Origin of the sequence: Veillonella sp. (assembly GCF_015058545.1) — a bacterium.
Lineage (GTDB): Bacteria > Bacillota > Negativicutes > Veillonellales > Veillonellaceae > Veillonella_A.
The window spans coordinates 19139-38760 of record NZ_SVCB01000012.1 but is presented as its reverse complement, the minus strand read 5'-3'; the positions used below and the strand labels follow the sequence as shown (position 1 = coordinate 38760).

Annotated in this window: 16 protein-coding genes and 1 pseudogene; 4 read left to right on the top strand and 13 right to left on the bottom strand. The window is 39.9% G+C overall.

The window, feature by feature from the left end; all coding sequences use genetic code 11:
- Together E7204_RS00560 and E7204_RS00555 are read right to left on the bottom strand one after the other, a co-directional pair.
- A partial coding sequence (locus E7204_RS00560; RefSeq protein WP_295180568.1) for a molybdopterin-dependent oxidoreductase occupies positions 1 to 698 on the bottom strand: 698 nt, incomplete at its 3' end.
- Between the two features lie 315 nt (positions 699 to 1013).
- The gene (locus E7204_RS00555) at positions 1014 to 1694 is read right to left on the bottom strand and encodes a Crp/Fnr family transcriptional regulator (RefSeq protein ID WP_295180566.1); all 681 of its coding nucleotides are present in this window, start codon (positions 1692 to 1694) and stop codon (positions 1014 to 1016) included.
- A gap of 474 nt (positions 1695 to 2168) precedes the next feature.
- Here E7204_RS00555 and E7204_RS00550 point away from each other — a divergent pair, with 474 nt between their 5' ends.
- Positions 2169 to 3458 carry an MFS transporter gene (locus E7204_RS00550; protein ID WP_295180563.1) on the top strand — a complete coding sequence of 430 codons (1290 nt, stop codon included), beginning with the start codon at positions 2169 to 2171 and terminating at the stop codon, positions 3456 to 3458.
- An 81-nt stretch (positions 3459 to 3539) separates the two neighbouring features.
- On the opposite strand, the gene E7204_RS00545 is transcribed toward E7204_RS00550, so the two are convergent.
- The 3 genes from E7204_RS00545 to E7204_RS00535 form a co-directional block, all read right to left on the bottom strand.
- Entirely contained in the window at positions 3540 to 4577 is a 1038-nt protein-coding gene (locus E7204_RS00545; protein WP_295180562.1) for a LacI family DNA-binding transcriptional regulator, read from the bottom strand.
- Between the two features lie 133 nt (positions 4578 to 4710).
- Entirely contained in the window at positions 4711 to 5955 is a 1245-nt protein-coding gene (locus E7204_RS00540; RefSeq protein ID WP_295180561.1) for an Nramp family divalent metal transporter, read from the bottom strand.
- 154 nt (positions 5956 to 6109) lie between these two features.
- Positions 6110 to 7054: a dihydrodipicolinate synthase family protein gene (locus tag E7204_RS00535; RefSeq protein ID WP_295180559.1), complete on the bottom strand. Its 945-nt coding sequence runs from the start codon at positions 7052 to 7054 to the stop codon at positions 6110 to 6112.
- A 413-nt stretch (positions 7055 to 7467) separates the two neighbouring features.
- Between E7204_RS00535 and E7204_RS09595 the strand changes: the two are divergent.
- Together E7204_RS09595 and E7204_RS00530 are read left to right on the top strand one after the other, a co-directional pair.
- Positions 7468 to 7632, top strand: a pseudogene (locus tag E7204_RS09595) (S-layer homology domain-containing protein); the annotation flags it as partial.
- 15 nt (positions 7633 to 7647) lie between these two features.
- Positions 7648 to 8718: a major outer membrane protein gene (locus E7204_RS00530; RefSeq protein WP_295180557.1), complete on the top strand. Its 1071-nt coding sequence runs from the start codon at positions 7648 to 7650 to the stop codon at positions 8716 to 8718.
- Between the two features lie 139 nt (positions 8719 to 8857).
- On the opposite strand, the gene E7204_RS00525 is transcribed toward E7204_RS00530, so the two are convergent.
- The 5 genes from E7204_RS00525 to E7204_RS00505 all read right to left on the bottom strand — a co-directional run bounded on the left by E7204_RS00525 (position 8858) and on the right by E7204_RS00505 (position 15102).
- A complete protein-coding gene (locus E7204_RS00525) occupies positions 8858 to 9292 on the bottom strand; it encodes a DNA starvation/stationary phase protection protein (RefSeq protein ID WP_295180555.1) in 435 nt (144 codons plus the stop codon).
- Positions 9293 to 9842: 550 nt separating this feature from the next.
- The gene (locus E7204_RS00520; RefSeq protein WP_295180553.1) at positions 9843 to 10628 is read right to left on the bottom strand and encodes an RraA family protein; all 786 of its coding nucleotides are present in this window, start codon (positions 10626 to 10628) and stop codon (positions 9843 to 9845) included.
- A gap of 55 nt (positions 10629 to 10683) precedes the next feature.
- Entirely contained in the window at positions 10684 to 11967 is a 1284-nt protein-coding gene (locus E7204_RS00515) for an SLC13 family permease (protein WP_295180551.1), read from the bottom strand.
- 11 nt (positions 11968 to 11978) lie between these two features.
- On the bottom strand, positions 11979 to 13016 hold the full coding sequence (locus E7204_RS00510) for a lactonase family protein (protein WP_295180549.1): 1038 nt from the start codon (positions 13014 to 13016) through the stop codon (positions 11979 to 11981).
- 142 nt (positions 13017 to 13158) lie between these two features.
- The gene (locus tag E7204_RS00505; protein ID WP_295180547.1) at positions 13159 to 15102 is read right to left on the bottom strand and encodes an aconitate hydratase; all 1944 of its coding nucleotides are present in this window, start codon (positions 15100 to 15102) and stop codon (positions 13159 to 13161) included.
- Positions 15103 to 15312: 210 nt separating this feature from the next.
- Here E7204_RS00505 and E7204_RS00500 point away from each other — a divergent pair, with 210 nt between their 5' ends.
- Entirely contained in the window at positions 15313 to 16218 is a 906-nt protein-coding gene (locus E7204_RS00500; RefSeq protein ID WP_295180545.1) for a LysR family transcriptional regulator, read from the top strand.
- Positions 16219 to 16353: 135 nt separating this feature from the next.
- Here E7204_RS00500 and E7204_RS00495 read toward each other — a convergent pair whose 3' ends face one another.
- The 3 genes from E7204_RS00495 to E7204_RS00485 all read right to left on the bottom strand — a co-directional run bounded on the left by E7204_RS00495 (position 16354) and on the right by E7204_RS00485 (position 19620).
- Positions 16354 to 17685, bottom strand: coding sequence for an ATP-binding protein (locus E7204_RS00495; RefSeq protein ID WP_295180543.1), 1332 nt, complete (start codon positions 17683 to 17685; stop codon positions 16354 to 16356).
- A 263-nt stretch (positions 17686 to 17948) separates the two neighbouring features.
- Positions 17949 to 18482 (bottom strand): NAD(P)H-dependent oxidoreductase, encoded by a 534-nt coding sequence (locus E7204_RS00490; protein ID WP_295180541.1) that lies wholly within the window; start codon positions 18480 to 18482, stop codon positions 17949 to 17951.
- Between the two features lie 184 nt (positions 18483 to 18666).
- Positions 18667 to 19620 (bottom strand): RluA family pseudouridine synthase, encoded by a 954-nt coding sequence (locus E7204_RS00485; protein ID WP_295180539.1) that lies wholly within the window; start codon positions 19618 to 19620, stop codon positions 18667 to 18669.
- Positions 19621 to 19622 lie beyond the last annotated feature (2 nt).

Below are 19622 nucleotides of genomic sequence, written 5' to 3'. Positions count from 1 at the left end.
TCGCCCCACACCTGCGGACTGGCCGGCGGCAAATCGGCATACCAGTCATAGAAACTGAGGCAAGCACCGCCCATGAGGTTCATGAAACGGGCACCGGCGGCATAACTTAGCATGGACATGGCCGGAATCGGCGAAAAGCCGAAGTTACGATCCGGACCGTAGGTCTGCACCGTGTAAAGCATGGAAGCGGCCGCAATTTCAGACGCTTCATCCCAGGTAGAACGGACAAAACCACCCATACCGCGGGCGGACTTATAGCGTTTAGTTTTCTCAGGATCCGTCACGATAGATTTCCACGCTTCTAACGCATTCGGATGGTCTTTTTTGGCTTCGCGCCACATATCCGCCAATTCACCGCGAACGTACGGATATTTCACACGCAACGGGCTGTACATATACCAAGAGAACGAAGCACCACGCGGGCAGCCACGCGGTTCGAAGTCCGGCATATCGGGACTGGTTTCAGGATAATCATGATTCTGATTCTCCCACGTCACGATACCGTTTTTGACAAAAACATTCCAACTGCAGGAACCGGTGCAGTTTACGCCATGCGTGGAGCGCACCACTTTGTCATACGACCAACGGTTACGATACATGGATTCCCAGTCGCGGCCGCCTTGATACTCCGCTTGATGACCTGATTCACTTTTATTTTTAGGTATTAGATAGGAAAATTTTTTAAAAAACGTATTCATGCGTTGTCCCTCCTTGTTACCTTCAGAATACCAAAGGAACGTTTTTGGTTGTGTGATTTATATCACATATATCGATAAAATTAATCCAAAGGGACATTTAGTTAAAGAATATATCAAAGTTTTTGAATCTTAATTGCACTCTTACCACCATTACTTTCATCCCTACAACGCAAAAAGAGCGCCGAATACAATCGTCGCTCTTCTAAGTTAGTATTTAATTTTACTTCATGGCATAAAACCTAAAGCTATCATCGCTTAAAACCTAAAGCGGTAAACCAACCCCTATAATATTATGTCAGTGAATCGGTCGGCGTATTATGTCAGCGAATCGGCCGGAGCCAAAATTTTAAAGTGATTTTTTTCAAATTCGATTAAACCGTCATCCTGCATACGCGATAACTCCCTGGTCAACGCACTGCGGTCCACACAGAGATACTCGCTGAGCGCTACACGACCTAGAGGCACATCAAATTCCATGCTGCCCCAAACCTTGGCCATATAGGAAAAATAAGCCATCAGCTTATCGCGTAAGTTACGCTTAGACACGATTTCCAGCTTTTGCAAGATTCGCACATTCTTATCGGCCACAAGAGTCATAATATTCTGTACCAATTGACGATACGCCCCCAAATCATTGGCGGACAATGACAATAATTTATCGAACGGAATGTAGAGGGCCGTCACGTCGGAGGCGGCATAAAAATTAACCAGCGAGACCTGGTTTGAACTGCACGCAAAGGATTCACCGAATAAATCGCCACGATTCATAAACACCAAAATCGACCGATTACCCCAAATATCTTCACTCATCATGTGAACCGTGCCTTTCAGAATCACGCTCACACAAGGCACCTCTTCATCGGCCAGCGTAATATAACCGCCTTTTTTAATTTTCTTCGTAAAAGCACCCACTGTTTGCAAAAGCGTTTTGAAATCCGATTCATCAATATCGCGAAACGCGCGTAAGTCTTTTACCATATCAAACGTATACTTCATACGTAGCACCTCAGTTATAATCTATCGTAAAACGCCCTTTCCCTAAAGCATTATCTATTCTATTATAGCATACTATATATTTAAATTTATATATTTAGTGCCACATATAGACTTAAATTCAAGTATTCTACAAATTGCACAATTTTTCATCTTGAATTCCACCTCACAAAGACATGATTAATTTGATTTGATTTTTTTAAAAACATCCTTTTTCACAGAATCTTACTTTTCAGTGATATTTGTCACATACAAAATCGAATATTTTTCCTATACTCCAATTAGACACGCTTTATGACCATGACTGTATCCCGAAATAAATCAACTTGATACAGCCTTATATAAAGCCAAAATTGTCATGTTGATATAGCCGTTATCTATAACACTGAGTAACGGCTAAGTTTAACATTACTGTAACAAAGGAGTGTAAGCATGTCAGCAACAACTTCAGCACCAAAACTGAGTCGCCGCTAAATAATGGCTCAATGGAATCCGGAGAACGAACAGTTTTGGAATCAATATGGTAAAAAAATCGCTAATCAAAACCTAATCGTATCAACTATCGCCTTGACCTTGTCCTTCTGCGTATGGACCTTATGGTCAACCATCGCCGTAAAGTTAAATGCCATCGGCTTCCACTTTACCGATGAGCAGCTCTTTACCTTGGCCGCCATGCCGGGGCTCATCGGGGCTACGGGGCGTCTCATTTATACCTATATGCCGGGCATTCTGGGTGGCCGTAACTGGACCTTCATTGCCACCGCCTTTCTCTTGGTGCCGCTTTGGGGGCTCGCCCAAGCCTTGCAGGATCCGACTACATCGTACGAAACTTTCTTCCTCTATGTAGCCTTACTCGGTATCGCCGGGGCAAACTTCTCCTCCTCCATGGCCAACATCGGTCACTTCTTCCCGCGGTCCAAACGCGGTACAGCCCTTGGCATTAATGCCGGTATCGGCAACCTCGGGGTTTCCATCATCTTCCTCATGGCACCGATTGTTATGGGGATGACGGTGTTTGCCCCACTCGTAGGCACGCCGCAAACCTTAAACGACGGCACCATCATCTTTTTGCAAAACACCTGCTATGTAGGCATTATACAAATTCTCATCACCTTGGGACTTATCGTAAAATACATGGACAACTTACCATTACCAAAACAGAGTCCCGCTTCCATGATGAGTATTTTCACTAATAAACACACTTGGCTCATGACCTGGATTTATACCTGCGGCTTCGGTTCCTTCATCGGTTTCTCCGTCGCTTTGAGCCTCTTGGTAAATAAAGAATTCCCTGAAATTCCGTTCGCTTACGGTGCATTTCTTGGCCCGTTCATCGGCGCCGGCATTCGTCCCGTAGGCGGTTGGTTGGCCGATAAAATCAACAGCGGCACTAAAATTACCATGCTTTCCTTGATTGGCATGTTCTTTGCCGCTATTGTTATCATGATTGGTATTAACAGCCATAACTTCTTACTTTTCTTTGCCGCCTTCCTGTTCTTGTTCTTCATGACAGGCTTTGAAACGGGCGCATCCTTCCGCATGATTCCGTACATCTTTACAGACGGCATGCAATCTTCGTTAGTAACGGGGTTTACCGCTGCCATGGGCGCTTACGGAGCCTTCTTTATTCCGAAAGTTTTCGGTTGGGCCTACAGCACTTATGAATCGGTAATGCCTGCGTTCTATATAATTTTAGCCTTCATCGCCGTGACCATAGTCATCACCTATTGGTTCTATGCCCGCAAGGGTTCCGGCATGAAGTGTTAATCTCCTATACCTTTAAACTTTGTACTTCCAAAAAAAGAGTAGCCTGACGACAGATGTAATCTGAAGTTACGGCTACTCTTTTTAATTATTTTCATTACTAATAATGCTTTTTACGCTACTTCCTTCTCGAATCTCTGTCGAAAACAAAAGTTTCTCAACAGTATTTGGATAATCTTTAGTGGTCAGTACCGTTTCTACAGCCTTTGCGCCAATCTCATACAATGGTATTTTTATTGTGGTTAGTTGAGGAGACGAATATTGACTATTGGGTAACCCCCCCATACCTACTACAGAAATATCTTCCGGCACACTCAGACCAAAATCCTGAATAGCTCTCATCACACTTAAGGCCACATTATCATTATCACAAAAAACTGCTGTAAATTCATGCCCTGATTTTAATACTTCACTAACAGTTTCATAACTGCCTTTCCAAGTATTATCCGTATGAATAATTAGTTTTTTATTAATAGGTATATTATGCTCTTGTAACGCTAATTTAAACCCTTTTAAACGTTCCTTAACCGTACAAACATTAGCAGGTCCTCCAATGTACAAAATATTTTTATGTCCATGATTCACTAAATACTCTGTCATTTTCTTAGAAGCCTCAGAATTGTCAATCATAACTGAATCCATTTCAATACCTTGAGGTGCTAATGCAACGATTCTAAGGTTACGAGATTTATACTTCTCTACCTCATCTTGAAGATTGTTCTTATAAGCCTCAGTATCAAAGCCGCCACCACCCAAAATCAAACCGCGTATACGGTATTGATTAAATAATTCATGATAACGCATTTCATCATCTGTCTTACGCCCTGTGTTACAAACAAAAGACAAAACCCCTCTGCTTATAGCTGCTTCTGTAATACCTCTCGCCATTTCACCGTAATAAGCATCAGATAAATCTCTTGCAATAAAAGCAATTACATTTGTATAGGATTGACGTAATGTTTGAGCCGAAATATTTGGTTTATAATCAAGTTTTTTTATTGCCTTTTCAACCTTTTTTCTCGTTTTTTCTGAAACAGCATGGCTAGAGTTATTTATTACCCTAGACACGGTTGCAATAGAAACGCCGGCCTCATTAGCAACATCTTCAATAGAATACGACATTATATTACCTCAACCAAAATACTATCATTTAAATCATATAGCACAATATTTATATCAGTCTTTAATAAATTAACATTAACAGAATAAAATAATAATACTTATATAATAGTATTATAACTCAATGTAAAAAAAATTAGAACATTTTAGCAACAGCAAAACCAGTAATAACTAACACAAACAAGTAGCTAATCAACATCGAAAACTGCAAGAACCGTGGTTTATCATACCCTTCATTAATATCATCACGAAAAATCATCAATGTCATAAATAGCCCCGCAAACGGTGTCGCAATTGCAGTAGCCACATTAGCAATAAAAATCAATTGAGTTGGAGATCCGTTATAGAAGAAGCAAATAATTGTTGCAACTACAATACAGATTAAACACCCCCATTTTATAGGTTTTGACTCTAGGCCAACTGGTTTATCAAATCCGGCATTTAGTAAAACCATTCCTCGTTGTGTATTCCCTAACAAAGAGGAGAACCCAGCACCCAACAAAGCAACGCCCATTAGATATTTAGCTGCATCACCCATAAATGGAACCAATAAATCAGCTAACTGAGCTGGCTGTTTAATGCCTAAGCCCTGCGGATGTAATACAATAGCTCCTACTAATACAATTGCACCCGAAATCAAGACCACAGATATAATGTGTACCAATGAGTCAGCAAACATAGTACCATTAAACAAATCCTCTTTTTTCCACTTCTTTTCTAGACCTAAATAAGTGCCATAAACACCGGCTGTGACCGATGCATTAGTACTAATATACCCCAATGCTGTAGCTAAACTACCAGCAGCCACAGTCCAATGAGATAAGCCATACCCAAATTCTCCCCAATCAGGACCTCCAACCGAAACTAAAGTCGCAAAAAAAGCAATAATCATTGCTACTATACAAATCAAAATTCCTTTTTCGACTTTATTGTAAACACCTTTAGAAAAATAGCAATACATCAAAATTACTAACATAATCAATGCACCTATTTTCCAGTTAATATTAAAAATTAACTGCATCCCGGCGCCTGTACCTGTAATATTCCCTAATGTAAAGAAAAAACAAGCCAAAAATGTAGCGAGACCGGCAATAATAGCGGCCCAATTTCCATAATAATGACGTATTGCATGAATAATCGGCATTCCGGTTAACATACCAATCCTATATGCCGTCATCATAAATGCGATTCCCATAAAAATAATCGGCAATATTAACCAAATCATGCTGTAACCATAATTGGCACCCAACATAGCTGATATTGTTATATTTCCAGGACCTATAACCACGCCGGTTAAAATAATGCCCGGCCCTACTTTCTTCAACAATTCCCAAAAGCTTAATTTTCTAACGGGTTTTCCGTCTACCATTATATTAGCCATAGCTGTATCTCCTATATATAAATTAGGAAATTCACTATACAAACTCATGAAAAGAGAGGATAAACCTATTCAGTTATCCTCTCAACTTTCACATCTTTAACCCGCTCTCCAAAACATTCTTGAGTTCGTGGGTGAATAAATTATCTTGTCAGTATTATACTAAGTCAACCGTTTTAACGCCACCCAATTTAATAGCTTCAGATACGCTATCTTTTTCTTCTTGAGATAATGGAATTAAAGGTTTACGCATTAATGGCGAGCTAAATACTTTACGTTGATAAAGAGCTTCTTTCATACGTGCATGAGCTTCACCGGTAGGTTCGCCTGTACCATAAATAGCTGCGGACATTCTCTGAACTGGTTCGTTAGCTTCACGAATTTCAAACAAATTACCTTCAAGTACTTTTTGGTACATATTATTGATGAGTTCAGGTACGCAGCCACAGAAACCAATCAAGGCACCATCCATACCAGGATTCAATAAAGAAGTACAGATGTATTCATCATGGCAAGTCCATAACATTACATGAGGGGCTTTTTCTCTTAAGATACGAATATCGCGTTCGTATAAAGCTTCATCACGAGTACCCATTTTAATAGCTTTAACATTAGGAATCTTACACATTTCAAGAAGGGTTTGAACCGGATAGAAACCTTTAGAGTTAGCAGGATACAAGTGAATTACGATACCGATATCGATTGCATCAGCTACGTCTTTAATAAATTGAATAGCAGATTGTTGTTTCATACTAAAACGCAACCATACATGTGGTGGCATCAACAAGATACCATCAGCACCGGCTTCTTGAGCAGCCTTAGCATCTTCAATAGCGTCGATTGTACCTTCGGCACTAACACCGGAGATAATACGTACACGACCTTTTGCTTGATCGGCTACAATTCGAGTAATTCGAGCACGTTCTTCTCTTGTAAAGCCACCGATTTCACCGGTATGACCGTTTGTAACAAGGCCTGTAATATGTTCATATTGAATTAACCATTCAACGTAGTTGCGAAGTTCTTGTTCATTAATAGAATAATCATCATTCAAAGGAACCATTATTGCCGGATTTAAACCTTTCCAATTGTCGTTTAACATAGTGAATACATCCTTTCTAAAATAAGAAAACAATTACTACTTACTATCACTTAACAAAACCGGTTTAAATTTAAACTTTATAGAAAATGTTTTCCATAACCTTTATCTACAAGATACACCTCTATCAAATAACTGTCAATCATTTTTGTTATGCTTTTTACGCATCCGTAGCATCGCTTTACAAAAAGGCTTTCCTCCACTCCAGCAAAACCCGTTAAAATACCTAATTACTGGACCTGTTACTTTTAATCATACCTATCATATTTTATTGTGAAAAATAATTTTTTATTTGCTAAATCGATTACTGATGTTATACTTCAATTACTACTACTTACTGTTACACCCTAAAAAGTTCTCATTGTTACCAAGAAAGGGAGTAACTCAAATGAAAAAAGAAAACGTTTTCACTAAGTATTTTACTAGCTTTACTGTCAACTGCCCCTGTACTAGCAACTAATCCATTTTCTGACGTAGCTTCAGACCATTGGGCATTTCAATCTGTAGCTGCACTAGCAGAAGCAAATATCATTAAAGGATATCCTGATTCTACCTTTAAAGGAACCCAAAATATTACGCGCTATGAATTGGCACAGATGGTCGGCCAAGCAATAGCTAATCAAAAGAATGCAACTGCAGAGCAGCAGGCTATAATAAACAAACTATCAAATGAGTTTTCATCGGAGCTGAAAGCTCTTGGAATTCGCATAGATAATTTAAACGAAAAAATCGGTAATGTAAAAACAAGTGGCGACATACGCCTGCGGTATCGCGGCTCGGAAGAAAAGGGCGTATTCAAAACGAATAGTAAATCTAAATTTGATTATCGTGCACGGATTCAATTCGATACCAACATCGCCAAAAATACATCTGCAATAATTAGGATTAGAACAGGTAATACAAAAGGCGATCCGGAATTTGGTAATACACTTAATAATGATATCGCATTTGATCGTTTAGCAATTAATCACAAATTCAACACTGCAAATACTATTTCTCTTGGTCGAACCGGTCTTCGACTTGGTGAAGGTTTGGCATATAGCAATGAACCCTTTGACGGCATAATATTTTCTACAAAATTTAATAACACTCAACTTGAATTAGGTTACGGTGCGTTAACTTCATTCTATGCCTCTACATTTCCCGCCTCCAAAAATAGCAAAAGAACTAAAATCGTTCCTAATTTAAGTACCGATGAAAACCCGACATTAACAGTAATTCAAATCAGACAAACATTTTCTAAAAATATTGCCGTAGCCGGATATTATCTAGTTGGTAATCAAAATATAGATACTGACTTTTATGGAGTCAGTGCCGATATTAAAGTTGCCCCAATGTTAGGACTTAGTGGCGAATGGATTAAAGCAAAAGACTTCTCTAATGCTACAGCTTGGGTCGCCGGTATTAGTTACGGAAACTACACTCTTTCTAAAGCAAACTCTTGGGATCTTAAGTTACAATATTTTGACGAAGACATAAATTCACCGATTTTTACATCTCGTTTTGCCCAAGCTTGGCTATATGACTATAAAGGATGGCTCGCTACGGTCGATTACGCTTTAGATAAAAACTTAGGCTTTTCTGCCTTCTATGGATTTGGCAGCAAAAAACAAAATGGTCAATCACGCGGGAACTATTATCGAGCTGAACTTAATTTAAAATTCTAAAAGCTAACTCAAACATACAAAAAAGCGATGGACCGAAATCCATCGCTTTTCTTGTTTATCTTATTGTGTGTTGAGCTATTTATGTTGTTATTCTGTTGAGCAAGTATACTAACTGCTTCGCAGTGCTTAAGCTAACTTCTTATGCTAAGCTAGCACGTAAGAACCAAAGCTGTTTAGTGTAGTACTCAATGTGATCTTCCATCAAGTTGGACAACGCGAAGTTGTCTTCTTCACCGGCTTCTTCACGAATTTTAAGAGCCAAATCGGACATCAATTTGAAGTCAGCCTGTAAAATTTCGTATACTTCTTTAACGCTGAATGCACGGCCATCCAATTCTTCGATAGTAGCCAATTTCAAGTATTCGGAAACACGTACTACCGGTTCTTCGCCTGCCATTTTAAGAGCTTCAGCTACTGCATCATAGTATTCGAATGCATTGTCGTATACGCTTTCCAAGTATTCATGAGTTGGAACGAACTGGGAACCTACTACATTGAAATGAAGGTTGTGCAATTTTACGTTCCAAATTGCTAAGTTTGCTAAATATTTGTTTACTTCTTGTACGTTTTTCATAATTTGTTTCCTCCTTGAATTGTAAACCTCTATTTACAATCCCTACGAATTTTAATCATTAACATTAAAAATATCATTTAATATTTCAACCGAATATCATTAATTTATATTCAGGTTTTAGCATTTCTAAACATAATTTATAATCATTATCTCTTGCTATGGTTAGATTATAACATAGAGAATAATCGATGTCAATTACTTTTGGAAAATAATTATTATTTACTTTAAAACTTTTATTTATATGGTTAAACAAGAAACGAAAACGCCTAAATATCCCATATTTACAACATCGCCCCTAATATGTTAGCAAAATATTTTAATACTTTACACTCATTTTACTTTCATAGTTTTACTACTTATTTTATTTTATATTTAATTCTACAATAACTACTCAGACCACTTTATCTATTATCATTATTGATTAAACATCTCGAATTTATGGAAAAATGCAAAGCATCCGGAGTCCTTCAAAATGCAAAAAGCACTTCGCGATTTGCAAAGTGCTTCTATAATTGCAGTAACTGTTAAGTTTTATAATCTTTTACTTTGGCTATTGCTTAAAGTTTTCAATTTTTAAATATCTTGCAACATCTTCAGTCACTATGGTTTCATAATCATGTTCATCATTAACTGATTTAAAATCAAACTGAGCAACCCGGTCTTTTCGAGCTTTATCGTACGCTTCTTTTTGCTTAGCTGCATCGATAACCTCGCGCACTAATTCACGAGGTACAATTACAACACCATCCGCATCAGCTACCACATAGTCCTCAGGCTCTATATGTATAGAACCTATTTCAATGGACACATTAATGCCGCCACGTTCCGCCTTATTGGGCCGTTTAGGTGAAGTACCGCTGCAAAATACCGGCAAAGCCGTCGCCAAAATGCCCCTTTTATCTCGTACCAAGCCATCGATAATGAGCCCCTGACACTGATTCCGATAAGCTAATAAAGCCTGTATGTCACCAATATAAGATGTTGTTTTACATTGATTGGTTGCTACCACCACAACATGATGGCGAGCTTGCTTCAATAAAGCCAAATGTAGGGGCAAACTGGTACCATCCGGTGCCCAAACCGTAGTTACACTACCGACCAACGTTTGTTCACACTCTCCCAGTGATTGTATGGAGCTTGGCAAAACGCCGCCTCTCTTGCTACCGATGAGACGCTGCAAAACCACGCTTTCGGTCTCTTCAGCTTGCTTTTTTAAACGGCCTCTGACTACATCCAATGCATCGCTGACTACCGCTGCCGATAAGGTCTTTAACTCGTCCAGCCATACAGTATGTTTCCTTTCATCAACAGGCTCAATCGCCCTTATTTCTATCATATATACCTCCATTAATACAAAAGGGACTCGCATACACGGCCCCTTTTTCAAAACATTATACTATTAACTTATAAAGTAATCCATAAACGCCGGTAAATGCCAAAGTAGCTAATACAACGAGTGTTATACAAGACCAAATCAACAATTCAATAAAAATCTTACGACTTTTATGCTCACGTACATCTGTATTAGCACTGGTTTCATCCGTCATTAGGGTTGCCAAGATAAGCCCGCCCGTCGTAGAAAACGGACTCACACCGGTAAAGGTGCCCCCGATAACAATGAGTGATGCCATTTCTATAGCATTTACATTATCACCGATGGCTTCCGCCAACCCGGCTACCGTCGGTAGCAACGTAGGGAATACTACACTCAATCCCGAAGAGAACCACGACATAATCCCTGCAATAATCCCCATAATCCCGGATGCCGTACCGGAATTCATAAGGATAGCTAAAAAGTCAGATATGATAGTGATACCGCCACTTTCAACAACAAGTTTCATTAAAGTGCCTACACCGCAAATCATAATCAGCACGCTCCAAGGAATGCCTTTAATACTTTTTGATTCTTCAGCTACTCCTAAACACAGTAAGGCGCCGCCTACAGTAAATGATACTAAGCCCACATTGTGTTTGAAGAAAATAACCAATACAACCATCGTTAGTAACCCCACTAAGGAAAACCACTGCTGACGGTTAAATGGTACTACTTTTTCCGAAACTTGAACGTGTTTAACTTTATACCCTTTATAGTATATAAACGCAATAAGCGCACACACTACGCCGGTTAACGTCTCATTGGCGATAAGAACAGTCACGAGCTCAGGCGAAACAATATTACCCTTGGCTAATAATTCGCGAACCAGAATACTTTCCGGTGTAATCGGCGACATGCGTCCGCCAAACACACCAAAGTCGGCAATGAGCGCCATCATAATCGGATTATAACCGCGAGCAATGGCTACCGGAATAGCAAAAGCCGGCATAATGGCCAACATCGGAATGGCACCGGGACCGAGACCGGTCATAATATAACCGGTCAAAAAGATAACAATCGGAATCAGCCAATTATGTGATCCTACTAAGGAAACACTCCGCGTTGCCAACAGTTGAATCGTTCCATTGGAATTTAGAATACTAAATAAAAACGTAACGCCCATAAGGGTAACAAACAAATTACCGTTAAAGCCCGATATAATCTGTTTATCATTGAGTCCCATCATGTGGCCCACAATAAAGGCTCCCATGATGGATAATATACCTACATTCAGCTGCCTGAAAAAACCAATCGCAATGGCAACGATAAGACATACAATTGTAATTACAGCCATACTCATAGTAAGCCCCCCTATTTAAAAAGTACACTGGTAGGGCTACCCGTATCAATCGTCACGCCGGCAAAAGTAAGGTTGCCATGTTCTGCATCGACATCAAAGAGCTGCAAGGTATCGGAATCTTCATTAGCAATCAACAACTGTTGGTTATCAGGCATAAAGGCAAAAAATCGTGGTGTTTTGCCGAGCACAGAAACAAAACCTAAGTTTGTTAAATAACCGGTCTCTTTATTCACGCGATATATAGCCACGCTCTCATGCATCCGATTCGTGGAGTATAAAAACTCTTCATTCGGGCTGAGCAACGCTGTACTGGCTTGACCTTGACCGGTATACGTTTCCGGCAAGGACGGAATAATCTGTAACGCTTTTAAATGGCCGGTTGTATCATCAAAGTCATAATAAGTAACCGAGTTGCCCTTTTCATTTACTAAATATACACGGCGATTATCTTTGCTGATTGTCAAGTGACGAGGTTCCGCATACGTTCTGGCATCCACATGGGCATGTTCTGTTAATTCGCCGGTTTCGGCATTGACTTTAAACACATAGATTCGTTCATGACCGATATGACGGCCCTGCGTAGGCACCAATAACCATTGACCCGTTTTATCCAAAACACATTGATGTGCTAAGGATACGCTATCATCCGTCAGGCCTTTAATATGAGCTACATAAATAGCTTCGCCCAAAGAACCGTCAGCTTGACGTGGAATCGTTGTTACCGTACCGCCTTGTAATGTAGCCACGTATAAGAACCGATTATCCGGTGAAACCTCAATATATACCGGATTTTTACCTTTACAGTTGACAGTGTTCAAAAAGGTAAGGGATCCGTCCGTTTCTACTTTAAAAGCACTTACTTCTTCGTAATCGCCATGAACGGTATATAAAAAGTCTTTATTTTTATCAAAAGATAAATAAGACGGGTTTTCCAAAATAGGCGTAATCCCCAATAAACGCCAGCCCTTTTCCGTAACTTCATACGTAGAAATCCCTTTACCTCGCGCATTACGATGTTCTGTGGTACGACAACCTACATAAGCAAACATGTGTATTCCTCCCAACTATCCCTAAATAATTACTATTTCCCTTTAGCTATATAATCACTGATGTACTGCAGCTATATATTTTTCCTAAAGATATGTAATCACTGTTGTACTGTAACTAAACATTTTTTCTTAAATTATATAATCACTGCTTTTGATTTTTAGATTGGACTAAGCGCAATTGACCGCCATTAATCAGAATATTTACTTCGCGGTCCGTTAAATCTGCCTTGGTATCAAATGAGAATCCTTTGGTAACATTTATAACCGTTACTTTTCTCGATTCTAATTGACTCGGGAAATTTTCAATACGCAATTCATCATCTTGCGCAATACGATCATAATCCGCTGCATCTACAAAATTAAGTGGTACCACGCCATGATTAATTAGATTATTTTTATGGATTCGAGCCAATGATTTGGTAATAATCGCTTTAACCCCTAAATACATCGGTGCAATGGCGGCATGCTCACGACTGGAGCCTTGACCGTAGTTTTCACCACCGACAATAAACGATTTACCATATGCTTCTGCCCGTTTTACAAAATCCGGATCAATACGGCTAAACGTAATTTGGCTGATTGCCGGGATATTGGAACGCAAAGCGGAAAATTGTGCATTAGCCGGAATAATATCATCTGTTGTAATATTATCACCGCGGTAAGCGGAAACATGAGCCTCAATGGTCTGCGGTAATGGTTCATTAATCGGCATCGGCTTAATATTAGGCCCGCGAATAATTTCAACCGGTTCCGCTGACGTTTGTGGTGGAATTATCATATTATCTTCAACGATATAACTTGAAGGTTCTGTTACTGTACTTAGCACATCGGTTATACCTTCTTGAATCGGATCAGTAATATACCCTTTAATCGCACTGATAGCAGCCACTTCAGGACTGCCTAAGTAGATGGACGCGGCCAAGGTGCCACTGCGCCCTTTAAAGTTACGGTTTGAAGTACGTAAGGAGACCCCGTTAGTACGCGGTGCTTGACCAATCCCTACACAAGGTCCGCAACCACATTCCAAGATTCGAGCACCCGCATCAACTAAGGTTGAAATAACCCCATCTCGCAAAGCCATGGCAAAAATTTGACGGCTGCCCGCAGCCACTACCAGGCTCACATCGGGATGAACGGTGTGACCTTTTAAAATGGCGGCCGCTTTTGCTAAATCGCTGTAAGACGCATTAGTGCAACTACCGATAAATACTTGATCTAATTTAACCGTATCGGCCAATTCACTGACTTTACAAACATTATCCGGCATATCCGGCTGCGCTACCAACGGTTCTAAGGCGGCCAAATCAATGTCGATGACTTCATCATAATCCGCCTCTTCATCCGGTAACAACGGGCGCCATTGTTCTTCCCGCTGCTGATGAATAAAGAATTCATGCACTACTTCGTCACTTGGGAATACAGAGGTAGTAGCCCCCATTTCGGCCCCCATGTTAGTAATCGTAGAGCGATCATAAATACTTAAGCAGTCTAATCCGTCCCCGGTATATTCATATATTTTGCCGACGCCGCCTTTAACAGTTTCACGACGGAGCATCTCCAAAATAATATCTTTGGCACTCACTCCGGGACGCAAACGACCATGTAATCGTACATTAACCACTTTAGGCATTTTCAGATACAGTGGTTCACCGGCCATAGCTAACGCTACATCAAGGCCACCTGCACCAATGGCTAAAGCGCCGATGGCACTTCCGGTAGGCGTATGGCTGTCGGAACCCAACAAAATTTTACCCGGCTGACCAAAGCGTTCAAAATGAACGGTATGACAAATCCCATTGCCGGCACGCGATAAATAGAGTCCGTATTTTTTGGCAATACTTTGCAAATATACATGGTCATCGGCATTTTTATTATCGGCATATAATAAGTTATGATCTACATAACTGACCGATAATTCCGTTTTAACTCTTGGCACATTCATCGTTTCAAAGGCCAAATAGGCCTGTGTCCCCGTAACATCATGAGTTAACGTTTGATCTACCTTTACGGCAATTTCTTCACCTACCGTCATAGTTCCGCTAACCAAATGAGCGGCTATAATCTTCCGTGTTAAATTTTGTTTCATACTGCTCGCCTCCAAGCTATATTTCTTTTAAAGTTTAGCCTATCCTATACCGACTATGCCATCGGCCTAAAATACCTATCAAACATATTTCATATTCTTTAAACTCATAGTACCACTTTCGCGTATTTTATGATAATATTTAATTATGATGAATGTATAATATTTTGTTATACATAGTCTTATGCATAGTCATGTAAAAAGGAACTGCTTATGGATATTAAAGATTTAAAAAACATAAAGACTATTGCCGATACTGAGTCTTTTTCCAAAGCCGCCGATGCCCTGTTTATTTCGCAGCCGGCCTTAAGCCAAGCTATAAAACGATTAGAGTTAGAGTTGGGTCTCACCTTATTCTATCGAGACCGCTCCCGTGTTATCCCCACCGAAGCCGGTGAGCATCTTATAAAGAAAGCGATTCCCATTTTAAGTGCTTTTGAAAAATTGCAACGTGAACTGGCTCAATTTAATCACTTAGAGCATAATACCATCTCTTTAGGTATCTCACAATTTTACGGCCATCACATGTTATCTAATGCACTGGCTGCTTTTAAAGATTATCACGATAATTTACATGTTAACATTGTCGAAGGCGAATCCCATTTTTTGGAGCGCCAAATCATCCTCGGTCATCTTGATCTCGGCATTTTTCCAACGCCCATCTATTCCTCGCAACTCGTGTCCACCCCAATTGTTAAAGAAGAAATTCTTTTGGCGATTAATGAAAAGAACACCAAAGCCATGGAACTCGCTCAATCTTTGAGTCAACAAAATGAACCTATATCCCTTGAAGGTTTTTCAGAATTTCCTTTTATACTTCTAAAGCCACATTTAAAATTGCGTACAGTTGTAAATGCCATCTGTGAAGAACATCACTTCACACCAAAAGCCATTTTAGAAACAGAAAATCTGGATACTTGCTATTCACTCACCAAAGAAAACTATGGACTCACTTTGTTGCCTAATACGATTCGTAAAAACAAAGCTGATTCATCAATCCATTTCTTCCGCATTCAATCTAAACTGAATATGCGCGATTTGGTTATTGTTGCCTTACCTGAAATGGCATCTAAATTACAACTTAAAGAAATTGCCGGTGTAATGGCTAAGAAATATTAAAAAATTTTTAACTCAGTAACTTAAATCATCCATAGTACAAACTATAAAATACAAACAATGGCTACACCTAATATGGAATTTTCCTAAATTAGATGTAGCCATTTTTATTTCACATATTATACAATATTCTATTATTTACTTTCCTACCAACCAATCCACCACATTCACAACCTGAATTCCGCCAAATTCTCTTTCAATCCCCGGTTCCAAAGTCAGAACCAATTTCTTATAGTTATCCTGTATTTTTTGCAATGGACGGAGCTCACGTTCACGCACCGTTTCATCACGCATCGACTCCGTAACTTGGATATATAGCTTTTCGTCAGCTTTAGTAGCTATGAAGTCCACCTCAAAACGATCTATCTTACCGATGGCCACATCATACCCACGGCGCAAAAGTTCCAAATACACCACGTTTTCCAATACATGGCCTGTATCACGATCCCGAAAACCAAGTAGATAGTTCCGTAACCCAATATCTACAATATAATACTTACCTAAAGTGCGTAAAAATTCACGCCCTTTAATATCAAAGCGTTTAATTTCATAGAAGAAATAAGCTTCTAATAAAGTCGCTATATACGCTTGAACAGTGTGAGCACTAGGCGTCCCATTGCGACCACCGCTACGTTTACCCGTATCAAGCAAACCTTCATTAACTAGAGTATTACCTATAGACGACGCCGAAATGTTACTTCCCACATTATCGGCCAAGAACCTTACAATCTTCTGCAGCAAATCAGAGTCCGTCACTTGTCTTTGGTTACGACGTTGCTCCCGTTCTAAAATATCGCGTACAACAACCGTATTATAAATACCATCAAGCAAAGTCATAGCTCTATCTTGGTCAAAACCTACATCGGCAATCCCCGGCATGCCGCCAAAGCGTAAATACAGATTAAATATATCTGACAACAAGTAGACTTGACCATTATCATCATATACTCGCCTCTCTTGCGTCCCCAAAGGCGTTATGATCTCTTTTAACGTTAATGAGTTAAACTCAATAAACTCTTTAAAAGAAAGGGGTAACATTTTAATTTCTACGCTACGCCCGGACAGATAGGTAGTATATTCCGATGATAATAAATACGTATTTGAACCTGTCACATATATATCACAGTTAAAATCAACACGAAATGCATTAATTGCTTCTTCCCAACCAGATACACGCTGAATTTCATCAAAGAACAAATAGGTAATCCCTGTTTTGGAAATACGCTCTTTCACATAAGCATATACATCATCAGCGCTCATATCTTTATAGGTAAATGATTCAAAATTCATTTCAACGATAGCATCGTCAGATATCCCTTGCTCCTTCAACCATGCTATCATCAGTTTAAGTAAGCTGGACTTACCACAGCGCCGAATACCGGTTACAACTTTAACCGGTTCTGTATCTTTAAAAGCAATCAATTTATTTAAGTAAAAATCTCGTGGTTTCAGTGCTCGCACGGACATCATAAAACCACCTCCTCTTACTTGTATGATAGCAAAAACTTTTTATTTTTACAAGTTTATGCTATCAATAGCAAAAACTTGTTAAATTTTACATTTTTTTGCTATTGGAATTTAAATTGTCATCACTGTTTTTCAAAACAAAAAGCCTCCGCACATTTTCACTATGGAAAATACACGGAGGCTTATTATATTTAATTGTCAGTACACAGAGGCTTAAAGGCAATCTAAACCCTTAAACCTTTCAGTCCATGGAGTTCAGTCTTTACTCAGTCAAACTTGCCCAACGCAGGGATGCTGTCCTGTTTCAAATATTCAGCATATTCTTTAGCATGTTTAGCCAAATCTTCATCACTCATAGTGAGAGTGCCTTTTACTACAAACGGCGTCAAGTAAGTCATGCCGCAGAATTCAGCCATAGCTTGGAACGGACGAAGCAATTCGGTAGCAGTGTACATACCGGCTTCATGAGTATAATTAGGTGCGCCGGTGGAAACAGCCAGTAGCAACTCTTTGCCTTGTAAAGCTTTACCGGTGCTGCCGTAAGCCCAACCATAAAGGAGCACCTGATCCTGCCATTCTTTTAACAAGGAAGGGGAGCTGTACCAATACATCGGGAACTGCAACACGATGCGGTCTGCCTCAGTCAAAACAGCCTGTTCTTTAGCCACATCAATTTTAAAGTCCGGATATAAATCATACATATGACGAACGGTATAATCACCGCTGATAGCCTGTTCAAAAGCTTTATTAATGCGGGATGCTTCAAAATTAGGATGGAATAATAAAACAACGGTTTTCATACAAATACCTCCTGTTTTTCCTCAAAATAGATTTATTTAAATTTTAGAATATACAATCTTCGTATATTGAATTTTCTAAAACTATTATACATCAACATTTTTAGATATTCCATAGTAATTTTTAAAAATTTTATAAAATTTCATTGCACAAAACTAATTTTGCCATTGCAAAATAATTATCCAATTAATCGGCCGAAACCGTTACAATTTGCCCCGTCCGAAGCGACGTGAACACCACGCGCCGAGCCCGCAATTCATAGGTTCTGCCGGCTCGTTCATTGCCATATAAGGCATCGCCAACCAACGGATGGCCCAAATGCGCCATCGCCACGCGAATTTGATGCGTTTTGCCCGTATAGAGGCGAATATCCACGGTAGATACTAACTTTGCTTTGTCCGCCTCGGACATAACCGCCAATTCGTCATCGCTTACCTCACGATACGTCGTAGCGGCAACATCACCGATTGCATCACCGGTAATCTCTTCAAACACGCCGGTACCGTTATACACGGTGCGCGTCGGCTTGCCGCCCTGGCGCACTTCATAGTGAATGCCGTCTTCACCGCGTGCCATAGGAAGTTCCACAATATTGGTATCCAAGAGTACTCCTTGAACAACGGTAGAATACCATTTTTCAAAGCGCTGATCTTCAATTTGTTGTTGATAAAAACTCTGTGCCAAGGCGCTCTTGGCAATGACGATACAGCCCGACGTGTCTCGGTCCAAACGATTCAAAAAGCGAACTTTGCGCTTAATACCATTGTCCTTAAAGTATTGCGCCACCCCATTTGCCAACGATACCTGGCCCTTCGAATTTACCGTAATGCCCACCGGTTTATCCAGAATAAGCAGTTCCTCGTCTTCATAAAGAATAACAAGGTCCATCGGTACCGGGTCATAATCTATTTTTTCCTTCGGCATCTGTAAACGCAACTCATCGTTAAGCGCCACCGCTTCCTTCGGATTCGTTTTCTTACCGTTCAGGAGAACCAATTTTTCCTGAAATAAGGTTTTCATAACCGAGCGTGACATCTGCTTCGCATCCAGCCAAGCGCCCACTGTTTCAATGCCGGCCATCGTATCTTCCGGACGAAACAAAAAGCACACATCATCACTGCGGTATGTTTTTCGTGACATAG